Source organism: Leptospira bouyouniensis (assembly GCF_004769525.1).
Lineage (GTDB): Bacteria > Spirochaetota > Leptospiria > Leptospirales > Leptospiraceae > Leptospira_A > Leptospira_A bouyouniensis.
In genome coordinates, this window is the sequence record NZ_RQFT01000011.1 from 462,571 (window position 1) to 487,712 (window position 25,142).

Sequence of the window (25,142 nt, forward strand, 5' to 3'; positions counted from 1 at the left end):
AACTTAGAACTTTGTGCCAAACTGGCAAGAAAAATTCCACATTTTTGGAACAAAAAGGACTTATTTTTGACCAATTGAATCCATAATTGTGTCATTTCTGACTCAAATAGTATATCCATCTGGGATGGCAGAGTGTCTTGGTACAACAATGATCCCATCTCGGATGCGGATGTAATCATCTTCGTATTCTTGTAAATTTTGTTCGTTTAACAGCCGAACGTTGGCGCCGATAGCACAATCTTTATCGACAATTGTCCGTCGTATTTCGCAGTTAGGTCCTATGCCGATAGGGATTTTCCCTGACTTCCTATCAAAGTATCCGTAATGGTCGAGTCCCATGATGATGGAATCGTAGATTTTTGTGCCAGAAGCAATGAGTTGCCGTACCCCAATGATGGAACGATGCACCTCACATTGGTTAAGAATTGTCCCTTCTGAAATCAAAGCTTGGTTGACCACCGCCTGATTGATCTTTGACGGTGGGAGTGCCCTCGCCCTTGTATAAATCGGGGTTTTTTCTAAGTATAAATTGAATTTGGGAATGTGGTCGGTTAACATCAAATTGGCTTCGTAGAATGCCTTAATGGTTCCAATGTCTTCCCAATAACCATCGTAAGTATACGCTTTTACCTTCCGTTCTTTTATGGCTTTTGGAAGGATTTCTTTACCAAAGTCAGCCATACCCCTGTCTTCTAAAACTTCGATTAACGTAGAAGTATTAAAAATATAAATCCCCATATTGGCAAGGAATGATCCATTCTCTGTGCGGCAAGATTCCACTTGCGAGAGATCTTGAGGTTTTTCAATGAACTCTTGTATGGTTCCCCCGATCCCTGCTTTGACAATTCCCAATCCATAAATTTGGTCTTCTGGGATTGCATTGGTTGCAACAGAAATTTGGGTTTCAGGATCCATCAAATGGCTTTGCATAAAGTCAGCCAAATCCATGTTATACAATTGGTCACCGGATAGGATGAGGACATATTTTGGTTTTTGTTCTCTAATATAAGGTAAAACTTTTCTAACTGCATCGGCTGTACCTTCAAACCAATTGGCACTGGAAACCGTTTGTTCAGCGGCAATGATTTCCACAAAACTTTTTTGGTGGATGTTATTTGTAGCGTAGGTCCTATTGATGTGACGGTTCAGCGAATATGAGTTAAACTGTGTTAGGATGAAAATTTTTTCGAATCCACTGTTTAAAGAATTGGAGATGGGGATATCAATCAAACGATACTTCCCGCCAAAACTCACGGCGGGTTTGGATCTTTTTTCCGTAAGAGGTAGAAGCCTTGTTCCTTTTCCTCCACCTAAAATGATTGTCAGTACTTCATCTTTTTTTAAGATAAAATCCACACAGTCGATTGAGTCTTCTTGGAATCGCATACTTAATCTTATAAGCAGATTACACGAAAAAGCAAGAAAAGGAAAATGAAGATGTTAATTTTTTAACAGAGCTTCTAAGATTTGTTTGCCGTCCATTTTTCCCGTGTATGGATTCATGGCCCGTTCTGGGTGTGGCATCATTCCAAGGACATTTCCTTTTTCATTACAGATCCCTGCGATGTCATGAAGGGATCCATTTGGGTTTTCCTCATATCGAAACACAATCTGCCCATTTTTTTCTAATCGTTCTAAAGTTGATTCATCAGCAAAATAAGCACCTTCCCCATGTGCAATGGGAATGGATAATTTTCCACTGAAATGATTCGCAAATGCATTCTCTTTGACAGGAACAAGATCCACATCTTTACAAATGTATTTCAAAGTACGATTGTGTAGGAGTGCACCAGGGAGCAGTCCCGATTCCGTTAAGATTTGGAATCCATTGCATACACCCAGTACCTTTCCACCTTTGTTCGCATACTTCACGACTGATTCCATAGACGGACTAAACTTTGCCATCGCTCCGCAACGCAGGTAATCACCAAAAGAAAAACCACCAGGTAAGACCACTAAATCTGGTATGTCATCAAATGATTCTTTGTACCAAGTGTACTGAACATCTGCTTGGAATGAATCCTGTAAAACAGAACCTACATCTTTATCACAATTACTTCCGGGAAAGGTAACCACTCGGACTTTCATTGAGACTCAACCACCAATTTGTAAGTCTCAATCACTTGGTTCACAAGGACGGATTCACAGATTCCTTGGGCTATTTCTTCTGCTTCTTTTAAAGACGAGGCATTGAGTTTGATTTCAATGTATTTACCAACACGTAAGTCTTGGATTTGCCCCTTACCTTGGTCGTGAAGGGTTCGGAGAACAGTTTGTCCTTGGGGGTCAAGGACCGATTCTTTGAGGGTGACGTTTATTTTTGCGACAAACATAAGTTGATTTTATCTTCCAATTCCAAGTATTTTTTACGTAGTTCCTGAATCAAGGATTCGGGCAGTTTCGGTGGTGGTGGATTTTTATCCCAGGAGGTCGATTCTAGCCAATTTCTGAGGATTTGTTTATCAAAACTGGCAGGTGTTTTTCCAAGGGCATAGGTGCTTGCATCCCAATAACGAGATGAATCCGGAGTTAAAATTTCATCGATCAGAATGGGCTCATCCCCTATCAGACCAAATTCAAATTTTGTATCACAAAGTAAGATTCCTTGTTTTGCCATCAAATCATGGGCTTCTTGATAGAGCTTAAGGGAAATTTGTTTTACCTTTTGGAATAAAACCGTTCCTACTTCCTTTTCCATGGTTTCTTCACTTACATTTTCATCATGACCAGAATCATTTTTCCGAGCAGGTGTGAAAATGGGAGAAGGGAATTTGTAAGATTCTTGGATTCCTTTTGGGTAAGCGGTCTCAGCGATTGTCCCGAATTGTGTATATTCTTTCCACGCAGAACCTGTCAAATAACCACGCACGACACATTCAAAATCAATTCGTTTTGCTTTTTTAACAAGAACAGAACGTCCCACCAAACTCTCCTCATTTTTGTAAGGAAGGGGAAATTGATTGGGATCATCCGAAACCAAATGATTGGGAATATTACCAAAATACCGAAACCAGTTTGTCGAGATTCTTGTAAGGATCTTTCCTTTGTCCAAAACGGGTTCAGAGAAGACAACATCAAAGGCAGAAATACGATCGGTTGCGACAAGCAGTAACTCATCCCCTAGGTCGTAAACATCTCTCACCTTTCCCTTGTAATGTGGACTTGGAATCATAATTGGATACACACCATCGCCATATCATCGCTCGGTGTGGAAGTTCCACAAAACTCTAAAATTTTTGTTTGTACAGTTGGCAAAATATCCTCTCCAGAACGAACTGATTCATGAAAGATTTCACGCATTCCATCTTCCGTTATGTATTCCATTTTTGCATTCATTGCTTCGCTTGCCCCATCGGTGTACATAAAAAACTTGGATCCTTTTTTTAAAGAAACCGATTGGACCTCATCATTCGTAATCATATTGATACCCATAATCATGGGACTCATACCTTTCAGTAACTTTGTTTCTCCATCCATAGAAATAATTGGAGCCGGGTGTCCCCCATTGATATACGACAAATTTAAATCTTGGTCAATGATTGCATAACAAAAGGTAATTGCATAATCTTCAGGTAATACAAGTTCCATATTTTTTCTCAAATGAGAAACACGTTCCTTTAAACCCATATTTGCCACTAAATTAAAAAGTTGCATCTTAAACATTGCGCCAATAAGAGCAGCACTTGGACCGTGGCCGGAACAATCAGCAATTACAATGTGGAGTTTCTTTTCTTCTATCCATGTATCTACAAAATCTCCACCAATTTGTAAGTAAGGGTGAAACAAAGTTTGTGCTTTGATACCATTCCATATAAAACTTTTTTCGGGTATGAGTTGGTCTTGAACTCGACGTGCAGTCTGTAACTCCTTCTCATATTTACTTTTTTGTTGGTAAAGTTCGTCTTGTAAATCTTTCAAACGGATCACCGAATGAATCTTGGCAACTAACTCTCGTTTATTAAAAGGTTTATTAATAAAATCATCACCACCATTCTTCATGGCTTCTTGGAAACCAACCTCACGATCTATGGACGTAATGAATAAAATGGGAAGTAATTTAAACTGATCCATTGTTCGAAGTTCCCGACAAAACGAAAACCCGTCTTGATTTGGCATATTCACATCAAGCAAAAGTGTATCAATCGAGGTATTGAGAAGTACGAGCCGAGCTTCTTCGGCTGAATAGGCAGTGTATGTCTTAAAACCTTCTTGTAACAAAAGGTATTTTAAAAGTTCCACATTTTCGGGAACATCATCAACGATAAGGATTGTGTGTTGAGATTCCTTCAGTTCCATAAGAGATTAATTTAACTTTGACCTGAGGATCGATCTCATTTCTTGGATTTTTTCGTTTCGATTGGAAAGTAAAAACAAAAATAAAAATAAAAAGTGATAAGCGATCACACCAAGCCACATGGTCTGTTTCATATCACTATCCATTCCTCCTTTACCAAGAACACTACCAGGATGGTTTCCTGGATTTTCGATCCAACGGATGGCACCCCAAGTTAGAATCGCACTGACTGCACAGAGCAATGAGAGGTAAGCTGATATCGTAGCCTTTTTTTTCCGGGAAGGAACCAAGTAACGAAATATAAAATAACTGAGTAAGGAAATACATAAAATAAAGAAAGATTGTAGCCTAGCATCTGTTTTGTCCCAAGGAACACCCCATGCACTATAAGCCCAAATTGGACCCGAAAACAAAACTCCCAATGCGAAGACAAAAGCAAGTTGGTTTGCCGTAAATGCTAAACGGTCCCAAAGAAGATCTTTTCGAATCAAATACACGAATGAAAATAAAAAAGATAACAAAGGCCCGTATAATGCTACCCAGGCGACTGGAACGTGGAGGTAGAATATTCGATGGCTTAGTCCCTGCTCCAAAATCACATTCGGATAGAGGATGGAAACAAAAACAGCAAACACTAACGACAGGCAGACAACCAAATAGAATAGATAGTCGAAAGCAGGGTGAATCAGTTTGATTTTACGTTCCATTTTTTTCCAGATTTCCAGACTGGAAAAGAAATTCTAGGAGAAAATACAAATCCCCTACTCATTCTTTAAGGTTTCCACCATCACTGAACCTAAGGTTCCATAAAATAAAAGGAAAAACAAAAGTAGTCCAACAGATGGTAAGTAAAATCCGACCTCAGACCAATACCGATTCTCAGCTTCTAATCCAAATAAAAACAATGGGATGGAGAAAGGTAATTGTAAAAGTGGGATGATAATTTCTTTCAAACGGCTTTCGAATGCAATCACGCCAAGGGATACTCCCAAAAAAACCAAACACCCACTCCCCAAATTGGCAAAAAGCCATTCACCAAAATACCGGTCCAAACTCATATTCTGAAAGAAAACGGACAATACCAAAACAAGGAGAGCATTCACAAGGATCGTACAAAACCAAATGGTTAACGACTTACTAAGATATAATAAGGTAGGACTGACATAACTTAAACTTGCTTCCCATCCCATCGATTCCCTTTCTTCCCATAAACTCTGGCTGATAATCACAAAGTTTAAAATGAATATGATGGCCCACTTGAGACCTCGGATACTCCTCGCAGATAACATCTCATTCACTTCGATCGAAGTATAAAAAATAAAAACAACAGAGACACTTAATGTAAATAACGATACGATCCCACCCAGAGAACGACCAATGAGATAAAAATCTTTTTTTAATAATCTAAGAAACAAAAACTTTCCCCTGCTGAATGGAAATCGTTCGAGAACAGTGTAAGTCCTTTGGAAAGGAATGGAGAACAGCAAGTATCAATTTGGATTCTTTTTCATAATTTAGAATGGAACTTAAAATTTGGGAAGATTCAGAATCGAGTCCAGTATATGGTTCATCAAATAAAATGACTTCTGCATTAGAAAGTAAAACTCTCATGATAGCTACCTTTTGTTTCATACCACGAGAAAACAAATGGATGGGATCCCAAATCCGTTTCTCCAATCGGAACAGTTTTAGCAGTTCTTGCCTTCGCTCCAAAGAATGGGTTCCGTCCAAACTAGCAAAATAATTCAGATTTTCCTCTAAACTGAGCGATGAATAAAAACCTAATTCGTGCCCAAGGTAAGTAACTTTCCGTTTCCCATTAGGCCAATGCCAATGAGGAGAGGATAAAGATTCATGATAAATTTTTTTGAGTAATGTAGATTTACCGGCTCCATTTTCACCTAATACGGCTACCAAACCTTTTTCAAAAAAACTAAGATTCACCTCTCTCAAGATGGTTTTTTCGCCGACAGTAATAGTGAGTCCTTTTGTCTCCAAAAGTATTCGGTTCATTCTACACCATGTTCCATTCGCTGTTTACATTCGCACTTCTGTTTTTATTCCCGAGCCTACTCTGGGGACAAAAACTAATTGGGAACAAGGAATACCCAGAGATCCTTTGGGGAAAAGATGAAGAATTCGACACCACCGATTTCCCCAACGGTTCTTTTATTTACCATAAAGATGACTTCATCCTGGCACGAGGAAAGTTGTATACAGGTGAACCACCAAAATCCAATGGAAGTTTTGTCTACGGAACAGAAACCATTACCAATTCAGGCAAATGGAATAATGATACCATTGACATCCTTTTGAATGGAAAAGCAAACGAGCGTGGTGAAGTGATCAAACGTTTGGAAGCGGGGATCCGATTTGACCCGCAATTTTTCCCTTTCCGTTATAATTTAGGAAGATTGTATTCCTTGGAAATGAAATATGAAAAGGCATTGGTAGAATTTGAATATGCGAAAGCAGAAATGCCAGATTACTATAAAACCTACTTGCACATAGGAATCCTTTCCGAAATCACACGGCAAATTTATTATGCGATTTTGAATTATAAACTTGCTGTAGAAAAAAATCCCTATGATACAGAAGCTTTGATCCGCCTAGCAGACCATTATCTTGCCACTGGTTTAAAAAACAGAGCCTTACTTTATTTAAACAAAGCCTTAAAAATTGAAGAAGAGAGTCCAAATGTAAAACTTGGTTTTGCCCGTCTTGAAATGGAAAAAGGGAATTACCATATTGCTTATAAAATATTTAATCGGACTAGCCTTACAACTGCAGAAGGAAAAGTAAAACCTTACGATAAAAAGTTTCATTATTATTTTGCAGAAACTGCATCGAAAGTGACAGACTATGAAACAGCTGAAGAACAATACACGAAGATGTTAAGTTTTGCCAATGATCCTTTTTTTGCAACAGTCTCTTCCAAAGTTATAGCCAGGAGACGTGATATAGCGAAAAAATTTGCAGAGGCAAAACGAACTCAATTGGATGATTCAGAAGAAGAAGTAACCCCGCCGAATGAATGAGCTTTAGATTCTAAAAGCTCTTTTAAAAGTTTTGAACTTGGATGTTTTAAAATTTCTTTTGGACTACCTGATTCAGTAATCAAACCATCTTCTAATACAAAAATTTCATCACACATATAGGATAAAAATCCTAAATCGTGGGAAACAATAAGCATCCCTATTTTTTCTCTTCTATTGAGCGATTTTAATTCTTCTGCAATTTTTTTCTGAACTAAAACATCTAAAGCGGTTACAGGTTCATCCAATAAAAGGTATTCTGGATTGGCTAGAAGTGCCCTAAGAATTGCAAATCGTTGCAACTGACCACCACTTAACTCTTGTTTCGTTTTACTTAAAAGAGAAATTGGCAAATCAAATTGTTCACAATAAAATTGAATTTTTTCGTTTTGTTTGTTGCTCTCTTCTCCAGTGAGAAAAAATTTCTTTTGGATTCGAATTGGTTCGAGTAACAAATCGCCAATGGTTCCGAAGGGAGAAAAACTGCCAAAAGGATCTTGAAAAACTGGCTGCAAACTGGGATAAAAACTACGACCAAGTGACAAACCCATCCATTCGATGGATCCACTCCATCGATAACCATCAGACTTAGAGAGAAGACCAAGTGCCAACCGAAATAAAGTCGATTTTCCTGATCCAGATTTCCCAATGAGACCGGTTATTTGGTTTGGTTTTGCAGCAAACGATACATCTTTTAATAAAATCCGATTTCCTATCGAAACAGAAAGATTTTTGATATTAAACATATCTTCCTTTTGATAAAATCATTGATTTCTCAAATTTCCAAACAACCGTAATGATAAGGGGAAGGAATATTACATTGGAGAAAGTCAAAATCACAGAAGTAGGACCAAGAGACGGATTACAAAATGAAAAAACCATTTTCTCTACTCAGGATAAATTTGAATTCGTTAACCGTCTAGTAGAATCTGGTGCCAAACACATCGAACTCACTTCTTTTGTGAGAAAGGATCGTATTCCACAAATGGCAGATGCAATTGAACTTTCCGCAATGGTATTGCCAAAATATTCAAGTGACGTACAATTTTCTTGCTTAACTCCTAATACAAAAGGTTATGAAGCGGCAAAAATTGCAGGGTTTAAAGAAGTAGCAGTGTTTACCGCAACCTCTGAATCATTTACAAAAAAAAACATCAACATGACTGTGATGGAAAGTTTTTCTTCCTTCCAACCCATATTCGATTTTGCAAAAACAGACGGAATCAAAGTAAGAGGATATATTTCAACCGTTGTTGCCTGTCCTTATGAAGGTAAAATCCAACCAGAAAAAACACTGGAAATCGCTGAACGACTCTTAGATGCAGGGGCTTATGAAATTTCCCTTGGTGAAACCATAGGAGTTGCTGTTCCAGATGAAATAGAATCTCTCCTCGAGGTCCTTTTGAAGAAAATCCCTTCTTCTTATCTCAATTGCCATTTTCATGATACTTACGGAATGGCAATTGCCAATACCAAACAAGCTCTTAGTATGGGAATTCGTAGTTTTGATAGTTCAGCAGGTGGACTTGGCGGTTGTCCGTACGCAAAAGGTGCAGCAGGCAATGTTGCCACAGAAGACTTGGTATATTTTCTAACACGGGAAGGGTATGATACAGGCATTAACCTTGAGGAACTTGTAAAAGTAAGTCAGTTTGTGGAATCAAAACTGGAAAGGAATTTAAATTCAAGAACATATATAGCCAAAAAAAATGTCGGATGATCTTTCTCTTTTAAAGATCAAATTAAACCAATTAATATCCAAATACAAAAACGTATCGTATTTAGAAACTGATCCTATCTGTTTTCCAAAACGGTATAAAAATCCACTCGATATTGAAATTGTTTCAATTATCTCCTGTTTGTTTGCTTACGGGAATGTCAAAAATATCAAAAATTTTTTAGATCCAATATTTAATATGATGGGTGCGTCACCATATGAGTTTCTTTCTCAACAAAGCTCTTCCTTTTCAAAATTTCTACAAAACCTAAAAGGATATCGATTCCAAACAAAAGAAGATGTGGTTGTATTGTTTTTAACCTTACAAAAGATCCTGCGCAAAAAAACCAAACAGTCGCCTATTTTCGAATCCTATTTTCTAAATTCCAAAGAATCATTTGAAAAGAACTCATCCATACAAAACTTCCAAAAAAAAATAGAATCAGAAATTTTGATCACAGCAAACACCAAAGAACTTACTTATGGATTACAATTTTTAATCGGTAAATGGAACTCGAAATCTCCTAAAAAGAGGATTTCCCTTTTTTTACGATGGATGGTGAGAAACGAGTACCCCGATTTTGGTTTGTACAAAAAAATCAAAACCTATCAGATCCCCTATCCCATGGATGTTCATATCCAAAAATTAAGTAAAGTGCTCGGAATTCATAACCAAAAACAAGTCCAGCTAAACGATGCATTTTTACTGACTGAATTTTTTCGAAATATCAATGCCGTTGATCCGTTGTTATACGATTTTTATTTGACTAGAGTTGGAATTATAGATCGATGTAAAGGTCGTTATGAAGAGAAAATTTGTAATGGATGTGAGTTGAAGGAGGTTTGTTTGGTAGTGCCACGGGGAATTGAACCCCGATTGCAAGGATGAAAACCTTGTGTCCTAACCATTAGACGATGGCACCGTATCTAGAACGTTTTAAGAGTTGTAGAACTCTTCTTTTTGAGTCGTCGGGGATTCGAACCCCGGACCCATTCCTTAAAAGGGAATTGCTCTACCAGCTGAGCTAACGACTCGTTCTGTAGCCAAGAATATCGAACCACCTTTCTCGGTCAACAACTACTTAAAAAAAAGATCGTGAACTCCCATTTTTTTTAGTCCATGATTATCGTGTGCTCACGATCAGGTCCAGTGGATACAATTCCAATTTTAGTATGAACTAACTCTTGTAAGGATTTAATATATGACTGGCAAAGTGGAGGAAGTTTGGAAAAGGAATTAATGCCAGAAATATCATCCTTCCATCCTTTATACTCACCAAACAAAGGTTTGACGTCTTCCAATCCTTGCGATGGGAAAAAGTCTAATTTTTTTCCTTTATACTCGTATCCAATCACAACTGGGATCGAATCGTAATGGCTAAGTACATCTATTTTTGTCAAAACTAATGAATTGATTCCATTGACTGTTACTGCATGTTTGATCATTTGAACATCAAACCAACCACAACGCCTTGGCCTTCCCGTTGTCGATCCGTATTCTCCACCTAGCTTACGCAATACATCCCCTGCTTCACCTAAAATTTCAGATGGGAAAGGTCCTTCCCCGACTCTTGTAGCATAAGCCTTCGTAATACCTATGACATCTTTCAGGTAACGAAAACTCACTCCAGATCCCGCAAGTGCACCGCCAGTAGTAGGATTTGAACTTGTCACATATGGATAAGTACCAAAATCAATATCAAGTCCTGTACCTTGTGCACCTTCTAAAAGGACTCTTTTGCCTTTTTCCAATTCAGAATTGAGGTAATACACAGTATTAACGATATTTTTTCCCATTTTATCAGCAAAATCCAATAAGAAGTCATACATTTCTTTTTGGTTCACTGGTTCTAAATCATAGTATTTTACTAACTCTTGGTTTTTGACTTCCAAGATATGGCCTAACTTTCTTTTTAAAATGTCTTTGTCGAGAAGATCGCCAGCACGGACGCCGTTACGAAGCATCTTATCTGCATAACACATTCCAATCCCTTTTTTAGTGGTACCAATTTTACGTTCAGGGGAAGAACCTGCTTCCCTTGCTTCATCAATGAGTCTGTGATAAGGGAGTAAAATATGGCAAGAATCGCTGATGAGAACTTTGTCTTTCACACGAAATCCATGTGCTTCTAAGTCGGCACATTCTTTTAAAAAATACTCTGGGTCGAGAACCACTCCATTTCCGATCACACAAGTAGTATTATCATAAATGATTCCAGAAGGAACGAGGTGAAAAATATACTTTTTTCCACCGACAACTACGGTATGACCTGCGTTTGCACCACCTTGGTAGCGAACGATAATATCCGTATCTTTTGATAAATAATCAATGACTTTTGCTTTTCCTTCATCACCCCATTGGGCACCAACGACTAAATTTGCAGGCATAAATTCCTCATTTTTCCTTATTTAACATAACTTCAATTGAATCCAAGTGCAGTGCGAAACCACATGCTTCTTTTGGAATTCCAGTAAAACTTGCATACAATTCATTATAAACTCCACCAGCAAACACTGGTTCGGGGTCCTGTTCCACATAACCTTGAAACATAAAACCCGTGTAATACGATAAATCCCTAACAAGGGAAGGATCCCAAATACTAGGAATTCCATTCATTTGTTTGTTCCAAACTTCAAAGAATGAAATGATCGATTCTAAATCTGTATTAATCTTCATTAACTCTTCTTTTGATAAAACAACTTCCATTGATTTTTTAAAGTCGTCAATTTCTGTCGTAAGGATTGGTTTCAGTAAGAGTTGGATGATCCGCATATGAGATTCAGAAGTATTCTCCCTTGCGGCAAGAGAAACTAATTCAGGGATATTTTTGGTGTATAAAAATTGTTGGAGTAACTTAGTTTGTTCTTCGTTCCATCCAAGGATTTCTAAAAGTGAACGAAAAAAAGAAGAATGTCCAAATACGATGGTAAATGATTTATTTGGTAACGTTTTGTCCCAAAGTTTTTTTAAAATTTGGATTTGTGACACTAATTGTTTTGTGTCACTTCTACCCAGACTTTCTACTCCCACTTGCAGGACCTCACGGCGAGAAGCGTTCCGTTTTTTATGATCCCTTATTTTTTTGGCAAAGTAATAGACATTTTGGTTTTCTTCCCAATGGGACCTCGCTGCCATCCCTTTCACCACTTGTAAGGTTAAATCCACTCCAGGTGATAATTCATTCCCATCCCAGTCCTTCGTAACGAGTAAACTTTCCACTCCGTCTTGTAATTGGGAGCGAAACGAATTAGAATAATCAAAGCTTGGTAAGGTGATTTCAGAATACCCTTCTCTTTCAAAGAGTTCCGAAAACGATTGTAGTAAATTCCGCCGGTTTTTACTTTCTTCTGGTCCTAAAAAATGAAATCCATCGGGAATCCATTTCTGTTCCGAGGAAATTGGTTTGTTTTTTTGATTCATACCGGGATCTCGATCACCCAAGAAGTCAGATTAGAGAAATCCTGGATTTACGCAATCAATTGTAAAAATCGAATAGACAAATCGAAACTTTTCAGTACGCTGATGTCGGTTTAGAGGCATACATGACAGAAAAAGAAGCCACTTTGGGACGTTGGCACAAAGAATTTTTTGAAAACATTCACTTATTTGTAAAATCCGGTCTTTCGGAATTAGAAGCAAAGTCTATTTTAGAAGAATTTTTAGTTTTATCACAAGCCACACCCAAACCCAAGGTGATGGAAATTTTCCAAGAGCCAGAACGCCTAGAAGAGATCGGAGTGTATACTGACATCCGCCCCGAACCTCGTGACTTTATGTTGAAATTCCTTGATCCCATCATGAAAAAATTCAAGGTCGAAGGAACAGAAAATTTAAAACTCCTTGATGGCATCATTGGCAAATACCCTGTCACTCTCATTTCCAATCACTTAAGCCACTTAGATGCTCCAGCAATTTTTACATTACTTTATAATTCAGGTCCCGAAGGGCGTAAAATTGCAGAGTCGCTCGTATTCATTGCGGGACGCCTTGCCTTTGAACCAGACTTCACTCGCCTCGGTCTATATATGTTTGGGACATTACTCGTTTGTTCCAAAAAAGACATGGCAGACAACCCTTCTCTTTCGGATGTGATGACAAAGATCAATATGCGGGCATTTCGGAATTCCCAAAAATTGCAGTCGGATGGAAAAGTTATTTCGATCTTTCCCGAAGGCACAAGGTCACGTGATGGTAGGCTTATGCCATTTGTGGACACAGTGTACCATTATGTGGCCAATAAAGTAATCTTACCAATTTCTCTAGAAGGTACAGAAAAAATTCTTCCAATCGAGGGCCTGCTCTTCAACCAAGCGGTTGGAAAACTAGTAATCGGCAAACCAGTGTTAGTAGGCGAATTAACCAAAAAGGAAATGGAAAGTTTCCCTTCACATATCGAACAAATATCCTTTCCTGGTACAGGAGACAAAAAACAATTTATCATTGATAACTTAGCACTCCTTGTGGGCAGTAACCTCAACAAACACAAACATGGTACATATCGTAACTTGTATCGTGGAGACGTACGAGAAACAAACCAACTCATATCACTTCCAAAAAAACCAGATGAACATGTAGTGATCATTGGTTCTTCGAATATGTCCGTGGCTTTTGCTTGTATCCTTGCCAATAAAAATGTAAAAGTAACCATTTACCATCCTGATTCAGATATGGTAACCCGAAGTAACGAAGAAAGACGGGACATCATTCACTATCCAATTTATAAACTTCCTCCGAATATTGAGTTTTCGGACAAACCTGAAATTTTGGAATCAGCGACATTATTTGTCCAAGGAACCAATCCTTGGGAATTCGATGCTGTTTATTCCAAAATCAGAACTTACTTACAAAAAAACAAATCCCCAATGGTAAATGTTATCAAAGGATTCACTGGATCCAAAAAAGGACTGATCCTAGAAGACTTAAATGAATTACTTCTTATCGAAAGAGATCGCCTTGCTGTTGTTTCGGGAGCTTGTTACCCAGACCAAATCATGGAACGAAAAATTTCGGGATTCGAAATCTCTGCTTTCGAAGATTCGCTCATTCCGAAATTAAAAGAACTTCTATCCAGTAATTATGTTTTCACAAGACCTGCGATCAACTCAAGAGACACAAAAGGTGTACAACTCGGTGGAGCGCTCAAAACGATTTATGCCCTTGCAATGGGACTCGTAGAAGGATACTTTAAACGAGAGTTAGGTGGAAACGTAGACAATACCCTTTTCCATTTGAGTAACCGATTTTTTAATGAAATGGTTTCCATTGGAGTTTTACTTGGTGGCGATCCGACTACATTTAATGGTTTGTCGGGGATGACAGATTTTATGTTGGCTTGTTTTGGATCTGACACAAGAGATCGAAAGTATGGTTATGACCTTGCCTATGGAACTAGACCAGAAAAAATCACAAATGGTTTTTATGGATTAAAGGTGTTACCAAATCTCATCCAACTTGATGAAAGAAGGCATCCAATCGTTACTTCTGCATACAAAACAGTCATCCAAAACGAAAATTTTGATCTGGTGGCAGAAGAGTTACAAAAACAATTGGCTAGAGTTTAGGAAGGGAAACAGTAAAAACTGTATGGCCAGGTTCAGATACAAACCGAATTTGGCCTTTGTGCCTTTCTTCTACTGATTGTTTTACAATCCCGAGTCCAAGCCCCGTACCTTCTCCCTTTTCTTTCGTCGTGTAGAATGGTTCAAAGATACGCTTTTGCACTGGCATAGGGATTCCTGGTCCGTTGTCACCAATCGACACTTCAACATCAGTTGCTGTTTCTTCTACTTGCACTGTTAACTTCCCTTTAAAGTGCATTGCTTGAAGTGAATTATAAATCAGATTCGTCCAGATTTGAATGAGTTCATCAGGATACCCCATTATCATTGGGTTTGCATTATAAAGTCGTATGCATTCAATACCGGATTTCATTTTGTTCTGGTAGAGAGTGAGAACCGTTTCAATGCTATCGATGATATTTGTTTGGATTTTCGCCAAACCTCGGTCCATCCTTCCGTAGTTTTTTAGACTATAAACTATTTTAGAAGTACGTTCCACTGCCAGTCGTATGGATTCAATACTTCGTAAAGCATTGAGTTCATTCAATATAATGCTTAGTATCGGTGTATTCTTTAGTTTTTCTACAAAATTCGTATTTTCTAATATATAATCAGAAACTCCCAAATCCACAATCCGATCTGCCAAATCATAAGGTGTATCGATATTAGCTGAACTAAACAATGACTCCAAATTTTTTTTAATTTTTCGTGTCTCTGAAAAACTATGTGTTTTAGGTTTTACTTGGAAAAGTTCTGTGATCCAACGAATGATCTCTTCTGCATCCGAATCGGAATACTTTCCCATACAGTTTCGAATTTCCAAAAGCCTTGGCCCAAAATCTCCTAACTTGTTTTGTAACTGTTCACTAAATGCAGAGATTGCTGCGAGTGGATTGTTAATTTCGTGTGCAACACTTGCAACTAGTTGACCGAGAGTAGCCATTTTTTCAGATAGAATCAACTGATCTTGGGTCTTTTGAAGGTCTTCTAAGATCCGATTCAGCTCTTTTGTCCGTTCCTTAACTGCAAACTCCAATGCCTCTTTATTTTGTTTTGATTCCGTGATATCGATAAGAATGGCAAGCAAAGTAGACCTTCCATCATGGTTCAGAATGGTATTACCAGAAACGACATGACGAATTTCACCTGATTTAGTGCGGACACTTGCTTCCATTCCCGTACTCCAACCCTTCTTTTGGACTTCAGCAAGTAAACGTGCCCTATCAACTTTGGTGATCCATATATTTAAATCATGTGAAGTGCGACCTATGATCTCATCTCGGTTAAATCCAATGAGTCGACAATAGGCTTCGTTTACATCATCGTATCTCCCAGTTTCTGCGTTTGATAAACTGACAGCAGCAGGATTTAATCGAAAGACACTTTCGAATAATTCTTTGCTTATTTTTAGCTCTTTTTGAAGTGCGTGCGCAAGTTTTTCCTTTTCTTTAAAAACTGTGATATTTTGTCCAGCACTGAGTAAGTATTTGCCTCCTTCTACAATTTTTCCACTAAACAAAATTGTCACGGTATCCCCTGTTTTTGTCACAAGTGGTACTTCGAAGTTTAATACGAAACCATCGGCTTTTAATTTTTCCAAAATTACATCGCGATAAGAAAGATCAGAATAAATTCCTAAATCAATCGTCGACTTTCCGATCACCTCTTCTCTACTTCTACCTAGCCATCGGCAATACACTTCATTTGCTTCCACATACAATCCAGTTTGAATGTCTGTAATCGCCATGCCGATGGGACTCTCTGCAAAAGTCGTATGCCATATTTGATCTGAAATAGGAAGTTTTGGTTCCATAGTTTTAGGAGGTTAGAATCTAATGGAATTTTTAAAATTGGCAATAAAAAAACCTACTTAAGTTGGACTTAAGTAGGTTTTTCACCACGAAATTCGTGTTAGCGGAGGAAAAATTATTTAGCAGCAGCTACTTTTTCTTTTTTGACCTTTTTAGGTTTTTCTTCTTTTTTAGCTGGTTTTTTCTCTTCCCGTTTCGCTTTTGATTCAGCTTTTAACTCATCTTGAGTTTTGCGATCCACAAGCTCCAGAATCCCCATTGCTGTGTTATCAGAAGGACGGTTTACCAAACGAATGATTCTTGTGTATCCACCCACTCGTTCTGCATATCGGTTCGCAAGGTCTTTCAAAAGTTTTGTAACGATTTCTTGGTCTCCAAGATGACTATAAAGGTATCTTGTATTGTGAAGGATCGCAGCATTTTTCTTTTGTTCATCCAAATTTGCTAAGTTAGCATCTAAATTCTTTTTTGCTCTTGTGATGATTCGCTCTGCATAAGAACGAGCCACTTTTAACTTTGCCACAGAAGATTCAATCCTTTCATGACGAAGTAAAGAGACTACCATATTTTGGATCATAGCTTTTCTATGATCTGCGGACCTATTGAGTTGTTTAACTTTATTACGTTTATTCATCTTAAAAATCTCTCATACCGAACGAAAGTCCCATAGAGGAAAGTTTTGCTTTTAACTCTAACAAACTTTGTTCGCTGAAATGTTTTGATTTAGTCATTTCGTCTTCTGATCTCTTCACGAGTTCACCAATGAAGTCAATTTCCAAACTACGAAGAACGTTTGTAGACCGAACCGATAACTCTAATTCTTCTACATGTTTAGATAATGCTGCTTTTAATTTTTCATCAGCTTCATCCAACTCTTCTTCTTCTTCTTCGATTTCCTCTTCAAAGTTTATGAAAACAGTAAGGTGGTCTTTTAGGATTTTTGCTGCCTGGGCAACTGCATCTTCTGGAGAAACGGAACCATCTGTCCAAACTTCCATAGTCAGTTTTTCATAATCAGAACGTTGTGCAACACGAGTTTCTGATACTTCGAACAATACTTTTTGGATTGGTGAAAATATTGAATCGATAGGAATTGTTCCTAAAACTTCAATATCTTTCTTTTTATCTTCCGCAGGAACGTAACCACGTCCTCTTTGGATTTCCAGATCCATAATCAGATTCGCATCCTCATTTAGAGTCGCAATATGAAGGTCTGGGTTCATGATTTCAATAGAAGAGTCTACTGCCAAATCAGCAGCACGGAAATAACCAGCACCTTTAAGTTCCAAGTGGATTACTTTACTTGCTTCTTTGTCTTCAGGCTCGTATTTGATTCGAACTTGTTTTAAGTTAAGAATGATACGAGTTACGTCCTCAGCTACACCTTCAATGTAAGAGAACTCGTGTGAGACTCCTTCAATCCGAATCGCGGAAATCGCTGCACCTTCAATCGAAGACATAAGCGTACGTCGAAGGGAGTTTCCAATCGTAGTACCAATTCCTCTTTCGAAAGGTTCTGCAACAAACTTACCGTAGTTTGGTGTATTCACATCAGTTGTGAATTCGATTTTTTTGGGTCTTTTAAAACCTTTTAATAAATTCTTTGGAGACAATGTCGTATCCTTCTTCTCTAAATTCTTACTTCGAGTACAACTCTACGATTACCTGTTCTTTCACAGGGATATCAATATGCTCTCTTGTTGGAAGTGATAACACTTCTCCGGAGAACTTGGTATAATCCACACTGACCCAAGAAGCAGTTCGATTGATTGCTTGGGCTAGTTTGATATTTTCTTCGATAAACGCAGATTTTTGGAATTTCTCACGGATTTCGATTTTATCACCAACATTCACACGATAAGAACAAATATCCACTCGGTGACCATTCACAAGGATATGTCTGTGTGCCACAAAGTTACGAGCTTGTCTTCTAGTAACAGCAAAACCCATACGATACAGAACATTATCCAATCTTCTTTCGAGGAATTGGAGTAAGTTCTCACCAGGAATCCCTGGAGTGTGAGATGCTTCTTCAAAGTATCTACGGAATTGTTTTTCTAAAACACCGTAAGCGCGTTTTACTTTTTGTTTTTCACGAAGCTGTGCTCCGTATTCAGTGATCTTTCCTTTTTTCTTTGGAGGAAGACCTGGTGGGTACTTTCTCTTTTCAAGGGAAGATTTTTCTTTATGTAATGTATGACTATTTTTGAGAAAGAGGTTAAGTCCCTCTCTTCTCATCAATTTAACAACTGGACCTCGGTAACGTGCCATATCTAATTCCTACACCCTTCTTCTTTTTCGTGGTCGGCACCCATTGTGCGGGAGCGGAGTTACGTCTTTAATAAGTTTGATTGAGAGACCTTTTGTGGTCAAAGAACGAATGGCAGATTCACGTCCAATTCCAGGACCTGAAACCATCACATCCACTTCTGATAATCCAGCTGCTTCAATTGCTTTGTCAGCTGCATTGGTTGCTGCCACTTGTGCAGCATAAGGAGTGGATTTTTTGGAACCACGGAATCCCATCATTCCAGAAGAAGACCAAGAAAGAACGTTTCCAGCCATATCCGTAATGGATACGATTGTATTGTTAAACGAAGCTTGGATATAAACCTTACCCCGTGGAACGTTTTTCTTTTCTTTTTTCTTAACCTTTTTGGTATCTTTTTTATTTTTTGCGTCTTTTTCAGCCATGGATTAGTCCTCTACTTCGTAGCCTTTTTCTTATTCGCTACGGTTTTCTTGACTCCCTTACGGGTTCTTGCGTTGGTTCTAGTTCTTTGTCCATTGACTGGAAGCCCACGTCTATGACGGAAACCTCTATAACAACCCACATCCATCAATCGTTTGATGTTTAGGTTGACTTCGGAACGAAGATCCCCTTCTACCTGGTATGATTCTTCAATGACTCGTCGGATCGCGGCTTCTTGTTCGTCCGAAAGGTCCTTCACCCTGATAGATTCGTCAATTCCTGCTTTTTTCAGGATATTTTGAGAGGATGTCTTACCAATACCAAATACGTATGTAAGACCGATCACTATTCTTTTGTTTGATGGTAAATCAACACCCGCGATACGTGCCATATCTTCTTATCTTTGCCTTTGTTTGTGTTTTGGGTTCGTGCAAATCACTCGGATTACACCTTTTCTGCGAATGACTTTGCATTCTGGACAGATTTTTTTTACTGATGCTCTAACTTTCATTATAGTTTCCTATTTCTTTCTGTAAGTGATACGGCCCTTGGTTAAGTCATAAGGTGAAAGTTCCACAGTGACTTTGTCTCCAGGTAAAATACGAATGTAATGCATACGCATCTTTCCTGAAATGTGCGCTAAAACTTTGTGACCATTCTCAAGTTCCACACGGAACATTGCATTTGGTAACGGTTCTAAAACGGTTCCGTCAATGGTAATTGCTTCTTCCTTAGCCAGAGTCTATCTCCTACTGGATTGATTTTAAAATAGTGTTAGTGATTTCTTCCATACTTCCCAAACCATTGATTTGCCGAAGGATCCCTGTGCCTTTATAAAAGTCAATCAGGGGCAACGTCTTGGTGTTGTAAGTATGCAGACGGTTTTTGATGGTCTCTTCGTTGTCATCCGAGCGCCCTTCTTTGATCGCTCTACCTAGCAACCGTTTGACGAGTTCTTCGTCAGGAACGTCTAGGTTGACAACGGAGTCGAGCTCCATGCGAAGCTCTTTGAGGATTTCCGAGAGAGCCTTTGCTTGCTCCACCGTCCTTGGAAATCCATCCAATATGAATCCATTTGCACAATCGGATTCGACCAATCGGTCGCGAATTATGCCTATAACGACAGCATCTGGAACAAGGTCTCCCGCGTCCATAAATTTTTTTGCTTCAATCCCCATCGCTGTACCATTTTTCACAGCGGCACGGAGGATATCGCCAGTTGAAATCTGAGGGATTTTGTATTTCTCTTTGATGATGTCAGCTTGTGTTCCCTTACCAGCACCTGGAGGGCCCATAAATATGAGTCTCTTCATTCGTTACACTCTTCCCTTGATTTTAGTCTTTTTCATGAAACCTTCATAGTTTCTCATGAGCAGTTGGGCTTCGATTTGTTTTAATGTTTCGAGTGCCACACCCACCATAATGAGAAGAGAAGTCCCTCCGAATGTATACACTAACGTTCCACCACCGGTGTTTGAACCTAGGTTTAAGAACTTAATGATGAGATAAGGAGCAAGAGCAAGACCTGCAAGGAAAAGAGCACCCGGTAAGGTGATTCGATTCAAAATTTTCTCAATCATTTCTTTTGTTTGGCTCCCTGGACGGACACCTGGGATAAACCCACCATATTTTTTAAGGTTATCAGCTAACTCTTGTGGATTGAACTGAATCGCTGTATAAAAATACGCAAAGAATATAATTAAAGAAGTATAAATCACATAGTAAAATAAAGCATGGTACCATATTTGTGAGAACGGATTAAAATAGTCCATAATCACAGCCCAACCAGCCCATTGTCCGCCCTTGGAGGACAACCACTGAACAATTGTTTGTGGGAATAGAATCAGCGAAGATGCAAAGATAATTGGCATTACGTTTGCACTGTTCACTTTGAAAGGGATGGATTGGCTACGTGCCTGAACCATCTTTCTACCCACCATTTGTTTTCCATAATTCAAAGGAACCCGGCGAACCCCTTGGGTTAAAATCACCGTAAGAGAGATGAGAACAATAAAGATAATGATTAGAATCAGAATACTAAGTGCATCAGAAGTATCAGAAGTAAACATTGCAATGAGTGCTTCTGGCATACGACCAATGATACCAGCAAAAATAATGAGGGAAATTCCGTTCCCAATCCCACGTTCTGTGATTTGTTCCCCGAGCCAAATGAGAAGCACTGTTCCCGTAGTGATGGAAAGCATCGCAATCGGTAAAAAGTAACCTTCTACCGATGGGTTGATCAGGCCTGGGTATTTTGCTTGAGCAGTTCCTGATCCAGTGGACCAAGAATTAGCAAGTTGGATCACAGCAAGCGACTGGATTGCACAAAGGATAAGAGTGCCATACTTCGTATACTGTTGGATTTTTTTTCGGCCTTCTTCCCCTTCTTTTTGCATCTTTTGCAAACTTGGAATGAGAACCATGACAAGTTGCATGATGATTGAAGAGGAGATGTATGGCATGATACCAAGTGCAAAAATAGAGAACTTGAGAAGAGCACCACCAGCAAACAAATCTACCATTCCAAGGAAACCTTCACTTGGATCGGCAGTAATGCCCGTCACAATCAAACTGTTGATTCCAGGAATGGTCACGTGAGTTCCCATTCTGAAAAGTAACAACATACCGATCGTAAATAGGATTTTAGATCTTAATTCCGGGATTCGAAAGATGTTAGCGATGGTTTGAAACATAGTTTATCTAGTTTTTTTTCTCTTCTTTTTTCTTTTCTCTGATAATAACTTTTCCACCAGCTTTTTCGATTTTCTCTTTTGCTGAGGCAGAAAAAGCATCTACCGTAATGGTAATGGCAGAAGTCACTTCTCCCGTACCCAGTAATTTGATTGGACCTACTTCGGACTTAATCAAAGATTTTGCTTTCAGAATCGCTGGAGTTACTTCCCCAGAAAGACCTGCCTTTGTTAAGGAGATCAAATTCACTGGTTGGAACTCAACAGAGAAAATATTAGTAAAACCACGTTTTGGCAAACGTCTGTGGAGTGGGAGCTGTCCCCCTTCGAATCCACGTCTCATCGAAGCTGCACGTGCTCTTTGTCCTTTCGAACCACGAGTGGAAGTTTTTCCCATCCCTGATCCTGGACCTTGGCCCACTCGTTTCGGAGACGTTTTTGCGCCTTCCGGAACAGGAACCAAGTTTTTGTTGCCGAGAGATGTGGATTTTTTCGGACGTTTTGCGCCGAATCCACGACCTTGTTCAATTCTATCTTGTGCCATGCGATTATACCTTTTCCACTTTCAACAAGTAACCTACTTGTCGTAACATCCCTTGCAATTGGGGAGTCATTTTGTGTTTTTTGGATTGACCTTTCTTTTTCAGGCCGAGAGCAATCAGAGTTTTTTTGTGCATTGGAATGATGCCAATAGAACTTCTTTCTTGCGTTACGATCACTTCTTCCATTGTCAGTACCCTTTTATAGATCTTGCCCAAACAAATGTTTGAGACTAACACCACGTCGTTTCACCGCCATTGACGGAGTTTCCAACTGTTGTAAAGCATCCATAGTCGCCTTAACAATGTTCATTGGGTTTGAAGATCCCCATGATTTTGTTAAAACATCTTGGATCCCTGCTCTTTCCAAAACGGAACGAACAGAAGCTCCCGCGATGATCCCAGTTCCTGGAGAAGCTGGTTTCAAAATCACTCGAGCAGACTTAAACTGTCCCACCACATCGTGTGGAACTGTGTGACCGATATAGTGAATGGATTTTAAATTCTTTTTTGCCGATTCAATGGACTTTCGGATGGCATCTGGAACTTCATTTGCTTTTCCAAAACCAATTCCTACTTTCCCTTTAGAGTCACCAACAACAGAAAGTGCGTTAAAGGAGAAACGACGTCCCCCTTTCACAACTTTGGCAACTCGGTCGATTTTTACGACCTTCTCAGTAAATTCTTTTGTTTCTTCTTCTAACATCATTTAGAACTCCAATCCACCTTCGCGTGCAGAATCAGCAAACGCAGCGATCCTACCGTGGTAAACCATTCCAGAACGGTCTAGAACCACTTGCGAAACACCTGCTTTCTTCGCCTTGTCAGCGACTACTTTACCGAGTTCGGTTGCAGCCGATTTACTCTTCTTAGAATTTTCATGTTTCGGAAAATCTTTCTCAAGGGTAGTTGCATATACTAATGTTACACCCTTTGCATCATCTATGATTTGTGCAGTGAGGTAACGGTTTGTTTTGTTAAACACTAACCGAGGTCTTTCCGATGTTTGGCGGATTTTGTATCGAACTCTCTCCGCTCTTCTCAATCTTTTCGTATTTTTAGCTGTCTTGTTGATCATGACGTTCTACTTCTTACCGGTTTTTCCGGCCTTTCTACGGATGTATTCATTCGCGTATTTGATCCCTTTGCCTTTGTAAGGCTCTGGAGGTCTTTTGGAACGAATATCAGCCGCAACTTGTCCAACCAGTTGTCGGTCTATTCCCGATACTTTGATTTTGAGCTGATCTGCGACTTCAATTTTGATGCCATTTGGTTCAGGGAACACCACTTCATGAGAATAACCAAGCGCCATCACTAGATCCTTACCGCGTTTTTGTGCACGGTAACCGACCCCAGTGATTTCTAAGTTTTTTTCCCAACCAGAAGTGACTCCTTTTACGCAGTTCATCGCAAGAGAACGAACAAGACCATGGAGAGCCACAGTCTTTTGGTCTTCACTTTTACGAGTAAAAACCAATTCTCCGTTTTCTACGTTGGCACTTACACCTTCGTAAATAGGAGTTTTTAATTCCCCTAACGGCCCTTTGATGGTAAGGGCTTCTGCATCTGCTTTTACTTCTACCTTTGCAGGCAATTTGATGATACTTTTTCCAACTCGAGACATAGTGTTATCGTTCTCTAGAATACCTTACAGAGAACTTCCCCTCCTACTCTGAGTTTACGAGCACGTTTCCCAGTCATCACACCTTTCGAAGTCGAAAGGATGAGGGTTCCGATGTTATTTCGGAACGGACGGATTTCACCAGATTGGATGTAAACTCGACGACCTGGAGTGGATACTCTTTCGATCATACGAATCACTGGTTTTTTTTCCGTGTCATATTTTAGTTTTACTTGGAAGTCATCAAAACTTCCATTTTTTACAGTTTGAACATCATCTACAAAACCTTCTTCTTTGAGAAGATCTAGGATGGACTTTTTGATTTTGCTACCAGGAATCACACAAAGCTCATGTTTAGCTTGTTGTGCGTTTCTAATTCTTGTTAGCATATCTGCGATTGGATCTGAAAGACTCATATCTTACCTTAACCTAATTACCAGGAGGACTTTTTCACACCGGGGATCTGAGCCTTGCTAGCAAGGTCCCGGAAGCAAAGACGACACATATCAAAGCGGCGCAAATAAGCGCGTGATCGACCACAAAGAGGGCAACGATTGTACTCTCTCACTTTGAATTTTTGCTCTTTGGCGTGGCGTTCCATCATTGATTTTTTCGCCATGAGTAATCTCCTACTTACCAGCCGTTCGGTAAGGCATACCGAAGGCTTGGAATAATTCGAACGCTTCTTTGTCCACTTCCGTGTTCGTTACGAAAGTGATATTGATTCCATAGATCGTGTTGATTTTATCAAATTGGATCTCTGGGAAAATGATCTGTTCTCTGACAGAAAGGTTGTAATTCCCTCTTCCATCAAAACCTTTCGGGTTCACACCACGAAAGTCACGAACCCTTGGAAGGGCTACGTTGATGAAACGATCAAGGAACTCATACATATGATGACCACGAAGAGTCACTTTGCAACCGAGCACCATACCTTCTCTCACTTTGAAACCAGCGATTGATTTCTTAGCGAAAGTTTTCACTGGTCGTTGGCCAGTGATTTGGCCAATTTCCACAAGGCATGCTTCCATTGCTTTTGGGTTGGTATGCGCTTCGCCCATACCTACGTTAATTACGATTTTTTCGAGTTTTGGAACTCGCATCACACTTTGAAAGCCGAGTGACTTTTGGAGTGTTGGACGAATTTCCTTTTCGTATTTTGATTTAAGCCTAGGTACCAT

At 39.2% G+C, this 25,142-nt stretch carries 33 protein-coding genes and 2 tRNA genes; 4 read left to right on the top strand and 31 right to left on the bottom strand.

What is annotated here, in order from left to right; all coding sequences use genetic code 11:
• Nucleotides 1-102: 102 nt before the first annotated feature.
• From EHQ43_RS13845 to EHQ43_RS13880, 8 genes are read right to left on the bottom strand one after another with little or no spacing between them, the layout of a single operon-like run.
• Entirely contained in the window at nt 103-1,386 is a 1,284-nt protein-coding gene (locus EHQ43_RS13845; protein ID WP_135754241.1) for a sugar phosphate nucleotidyltransferase, read from the bottom strand.
• A gap of 54 nt (nt 1,387-1,440) precedes the next feature.
• A complete protein-coding gene (purQ, locus tag EHQ43_RS13850) occupies nt 1,441-2,088 on the bottom strand; it encodes a phosphoribosylformylglycinamidine synthase subunit PurQ (protein ID WP_135742190.1) in 648 nt (215 codons plus the stop codon).
• Complete coding sequence (purS, locus tag EHQ43_RS13855) at nt 2,085-2,333, bottom strand: phosphoribosylformylglycinamidine synthase subunit PurS (RefSeq protein ID WP_135771503.1); 249 nt, start codon at nt 2,331-2,333, stop codon at nt 2,085-2,087. The genes purQ and purS overlap by 4 nt, the downstream gene beginning before the upstream one ends.
• Nucleotides 2,315-3,172: a phosphoribosylaminoimidazolesuccinocarboxamide synthase gene (locus EHQ43_RS13860; protein WP_135771504.1), complete on the bottom strand. Its 858-nt coding sequence runs from the start codon at nt 3,170-3,172 to the stop codon at nt 2,315-2,317. The genes purS and EHQ43_RS13860 overlap by 19 nt, the downstream gene beginning before the upstream one ends.
• A complete protein-coding gene (locus EHQ43_RS13865) occupies nt 3,169-4,296 on the bottom strand; it encodes a PP2C family protein-serine/threonine phosphatase (protein WP_135754243.1) in 1,128 nt (375 codons plus the stop codon). The genes EHQ43_RS13860 and EHQ43_RS13865 overlap by 4 nt, the downstream gene beginning before the upstream one ends.
• A 6-nt stretch (nt 4,297-4,302) precedes the next feature.
• Nucleotides 4,303-5,001 (bottom strand): cytochrome c biogenesis protein CcsA, encoded by a 699-nt coding sequence (ccsA, locus tag EHQ43_RS13870; protein WP_135742194.1) that lies wholly within the window; start codon nt 4,999-5,001, stop codon nt 4,303-4,305.
• 54 nt (nt 5,002-5,055) lie between these two features.
• Nucleotides 5,056-5,709 (bottom strand): heme exporter protein CcmB, encoded by a 654-nt coding sequence (locus EHQ43_RS13875; RefSeq protein WP_135771505.1) that lies wholly within the window; start codon nt 5,707-5,709, stop codon nt 5,056-5,058.
• The gene (locus EHQ43_RS13880; RefSeq protein ID WP_135771506.1) at nt 5,699-6,307 is read right to left on the bottom strand and encodes an ABC transporter ATP-binding protein; all 609 of its coding nucleotides are present in this window, start codon (nt 6,305-6,307) and stop codon (nt 5,699-5,701) included. Before EHQ43_RS13880 ends, EHQ43_RS13875 begins: the two co-directional genes overlap by 11 nt.
• Nucleotides 6,308-6,315: 8 nt before the next feature.
• On the opposite strand from EHQ43_RS13880, the gene EHQ43_RS13885 reads away from it, so the two are divergent.
• On the top strand, nt 6,316-7,332 hold the full coding sequence (locus EHQ43_RS13885) for a tetratricopeptide repeat protein (protein WP_135742197.1): 1,017 nt from the start codon (nt 6,316-6,318) through the stop codon (nt 7,330-7,332).
• Here the strand turns inward: EHQ43_RS13885 and EHQ43_RS13890 are convergent.
• The gene (locus EHQ43_RS13890; protein ID WP_135771507.1) at nt 7,287-8,075 is read right to left on the bottom strand and encodes an ABC transporter ATP-binding protein; all 789 of its coding nucleotides are present in this window, start codon (nt 8,073-8,075) and stop codon (nt 7,287-7,289) included. The two genes, EHQ43_RS13885 and EHQ43_RS13890, sit on opposite strands and share 46 nt — an antisense overlap.
• Before the next feature lie 50 nt (nt 8,076-8,125).
• Here EHQ43_RS13890 and EHQ43_RS13895 point away from each other — a divergent pair, with 50 nt between their 5' ends.
• Together EHQ43_RS13895 and EHQ43_RS13900 are read left to right on the top strand one after the other, a co-directional pair.
• Entirely contained in the window at nt 8,126-9,049 is a 924-nt protein-coding gene (locus EHQ43_RS13895; protein WP_208731051.1) for a hydroxymethylglutaryl-CoA lyase, read from the top strand.
• Nucleotides 9,039-9,935, top strand: coding sequence for a TIGR02757 family protein (locus tag EHQ43_RS13900; protein ID WP_135771547.1), 897 nt, complete (start codon nt 9,039-9,041; stop codon nt 9,933-9,935). Before EHQ43_RS13895 ends, EHQ43_RS13900 begins: the two co-directional genes overlap by 11 nt.
• Here the strand turns inward: EHQ43_RS13900 and EHQ43_RS13905 are convergent.
• The 4 genes from EHQ43_RS13905 to EHQ43_RS13920 all read right to left on the bottom strand — a co-directional run bounded on the left by EHQ43_RS13905 (nt 9,895) and on the right by EHQ43_RS13920 (nt 12,467).
• Nucleotides 9,895-9,969 (bottom strand) — tRNA-Glu (locus EHQ43_RS13905). The two genes, EHQ43_RS13900 and EHQ43_RS13905, sit on opposite strands and share 41 nt — an antisense overlap.
• Before the next feature lie 39 nt (nt 9,970-10,008).
• Nucleotides 10,009-10,081: transfer RNA gene (locus EHQ43_RS13910), tRNA-Lys, on the bottom strand.
• 78 nt (nt 10,082-10,159) lie between these two features.
• Complete coding sequence (locus EHQ43_RS13915; protein ID WP_135742200.1) at nt 10,160-11,434, bottom strand: adenylosuccinate synthase; 1,275 nt, start codon at nt 11,432-11,434, stop codon at nt 10,160-10,162.
• A gap of 7 nt (nt 11,435-11,441) precedes the next feature.
• The gene (locus EHQ43_RS13920; protein ID WP_135771509.1) at nt 11,442-12,467 is read right to left on the bottom strand and encodes an ATP phosphoribosyltransferase regulatory subunit; all 1,026 of its coding nucleotides are present in this window, start codon (nt 12,465-12,467) and stop codon (nt 11,442-11,444) included.
• A 122-nt stretch (nt 12,468-12,589) separates the two neighbouring features.
• Here EHQ43_RS13920 and EHQ43_RS13925 point away from each other — a divergent pair, with 122 nt between their 5' ends.
• The gene (locus tag EHQ43_RS13925; protein ID WP_135742202.1) at nt 12,590-14,608 is read left to right on the top strand and encodes a 1-acyl-sn-glycerol-3-phosphate acyltransferase; all 2,019 of its coding nucleotides are present in this window, start codon (nt 12,590-12,592) and stop codon (nt 14,606-14,608) included.
• Here EHQ43_RS13925 and EHQ43_RS13930 read toward each other — a convergent pair.
• The 18 genes from EHQ43_RS13930 to rplE all read right to left on the bottom strand — a co-directional run bounded on the left by EHQ43_RS13930 (nt 14,598) and on the right by rplE (nt 25,142).
• Complete coding sequence (locus EHQ43_RS13930) at nt 14,598-16,418, bottom strand: PAS domain-containing sensor histidine kinase (RefSeq protein WP_135742203.1); 1,821 nt, start codon at nt 16,416-16,418, stop codon at nt 14,598-14,600. The two genes, EHQ43_RS13925 and EHQ43_RS13930, sit on opposite strands and share 11 nt — an antisense overlap.
• Nucleotides 16,419-16,531: 113 nt before the next feature.
• Nucleotides 16,532-17,050 carry a 50S ribosomal protein L17 gene (gene rplQ, locus EHQ43_RS13935; protein ID WP_135771510.1) on the bottom strand — a complete coding sequence of 173 codons (519 nt, stop codon included), beginning with the start codon at nt 17,048-17,050 and terminating at the stop codon, nt 16,532-16,534.
• A gap of 1 nt (nt 17,051) precedes the next feature.
• Nucleotides 17,052-18,029, bottom strand: a complete 978-nt coding sequence (locus EHQ43_RS13940; protein ID WP_012388920.1) for a DNA-directed RNA polymerase subunit alpha — start codon at nt 18,027-18,029, stop codon at nt 17,052-17,054.
• Between the two features lie 25 nt (nt 18,030-18,054).
• Nucleotides 18,055-18,687 carry a 30S ribosomal protein S4 gene (rpsD, locus tag EHQ43_RS13945; protein ID WP_135580130.1) on the bottom strand — a complete coding sequence of 211 codons (633 nt, stop codon included), beginning with the start codon at nt 18,685-18,687 and terminating at the stop codon, nt 18,055-18,057.
• A gap of 9 nt (nt 18,688-18,696) precedes the next feature.
• The gene (gene rpsK, locus EHQ43_RS13950) at nt 18,697-19,110 is read right to left on the bottom strand and encodes a 30S ribosomal protein S11 (protein ID WP_012388922.1); all 414 of its coding nucleotides are present in this window, start codon (nt 19,108-19,110) and stop codon (nt 18,697-18,699) included.
• An 11-nt stretch (nt 19,111-19,121) separates the two neighbouring features.
• The gene (gene rpsM / locus EHQ43_RS13955; protein ID WP_035983662.1) at nt 19,122-19,499 is read right to left on the bottom strand and encodes a 30S ribosomal protein S13; all 378 of its coding nucleotides are present in this window, start codon (nt 19,497-19,499) and stop codon (nt 19,122-19,124) included.
• Nucleotides 19,500-19,505: 6 nt separating this feature from the next.
• On the bottom strand, nt 19,506-19,619 hold the full coding sequence (gene rpmJ, locus EHQ43_RS13960) for a 50S ribosomal protein L36 (protein WP_002974084.1): 114 nt from the start codon (nt 19,617-19,619) through the stop codon (nt 19,506-19,508).
• A gap of 9 nt (nt 19,620-19,628) precedes the next feature.
• Entirely contained in the window at nt 19,629-19,847 is a 219-nt protein-coding gene (gene infA, locus EHQ43_RS13965) for a translation initiation factor IF-1 (RefSeq protein ID WP_012476295.1), read from the bottom strand.
• A gap of 10 nt (nt 19,848-19,857) precedes the next feature.
• On the bottom strand, nt 19,858-20,421 hold the full coding sequence (locus EHQ43_RS13970) for an adenylate kinase (RefSeq protein ID WP_135742205.1): 564 nt from the start codon (nt 20,419-20,421) through the stop codon (nt 19,858-19,860).
• Nucleotides 20,422-20,424: 3 nt separating this feature from the next.
• On the bottom strand, nt 20,425-21,804 hold the full coding sequence (gene secY, locus EHQ43_RS13975) for a preprotein translocase subunit SecY (RefSeq protein WP_015678147.1): 1,380 nt from the start codon (nt 21,802-21,804) through the stop codon (nt 20,425-20,427).
• Nucleotides 21,805-21,811: 7 nt separating this feature from the next.
• The gene (gene rplO / locus EHQ43_RS13980; RefSeq protein WP_135742206.1) at nt 21,812-22,345 is read right to left on the bottom strand and encodes a 50S ribosomal protein L15; all 534 of its coding nucleotides are present in this window, start codon (nt 22,343-22,345) and stop codon (nt 21,812-21,814) included.
• 4 nt (nt 22,346-22,349) lie between these two features.
• Nucleotides 22,350-22,529: a 50S ribosomal protein L30 gene (gene rpmD / locus EHQ43_RS13985; protein WP_135742207.1), complete on the bottom strand. Its 180-nt coding sequence runs from the start codon at nt 22,527-22,529 to the stop codon at nt 22,350-22,352.
• Between the two features lie 13 nt (nt 22,530-22,542).
• Nucleotides 22,543-23,046: a 30S ribosomal protein S5 gene (gene rpsE, locus EHQ43_RS13990; RefSeq protein WP_002973816.1), complete on the bottom strand. Its 504-nt coding sequence runs from the start codon at nt 23,044-23,046 to the stop codon at nt 22,543-22,545.
• Nucleotides 23,047-23,049: 3 nt separating this feature from the next.
• Nucleotides 23,050-23,418 carry a 50S ribosomal protein L18 gene (gene rplR, locus EHQ43_RS13995; protein WP_039928998.1) on the bottom strand — a complete coding sequence of 123 codons (369 nt, stop codon included), beginning with the start codon at nt 23,416-23,418 and terminating at the stop codon, nt 23,050-23,052.
• 6 nt (nt 23,419-23,424) lie between these two features.
• On the bottom strand, nt 23,425-23,964 hold the full coding sequence (gene rplF / locus EHQ43_RS14000) for a 50S ribosomal protein L6 (protein ID WP_015677958.1): 540 nt from the start codon (nt 23,962-23,964) through the stop codon (nt 23,425-23,427).
• A gap of 14 nt (nt 23,965-23,978) precedes the next feature.
• Nucleotides 23,979-24,377: a 30S ribosomal protein S8 gene (gene rpsH / locus EHQ43_RS14005; RefSeq protein WP_002973604.1), complete on the bottom strand. Its 399-nt coding sequence runs from the start codon at nt 24,375-24,377 to the stop codon at nt 23,979-23,981.
• Nucleotides 24,378-24,394: 17 nt separating this feature from the next.
• Nucleotides 24,395-24,580 carry a type Z 30S ribosomal protein S14 gene (locus EHQ43_RS14010; protein ID WP_012476296.1) on the bottom strand — a complete coding sequence of 62 codons (186 nt, stop codon included), beginning with the start codon at nt 24,578-24,580 and terminating at the stop codon, nt 24,395-24,397.
• 10 nt (nt 24,581-24,590) lie between these two features.
• Nucleotides 24,591-25,142 carry a 50S ribosomal protein L5 gene (gene rplE / locus EHQ43_RS14015; protein WP_012388930.1) on the bottom strand — a complete coding sequence of 184 codons (552 nt, stop codon included), beginning with the start codon at nt 25,140-25,142 and terminating at the stop codon, nt 24,591-24,593.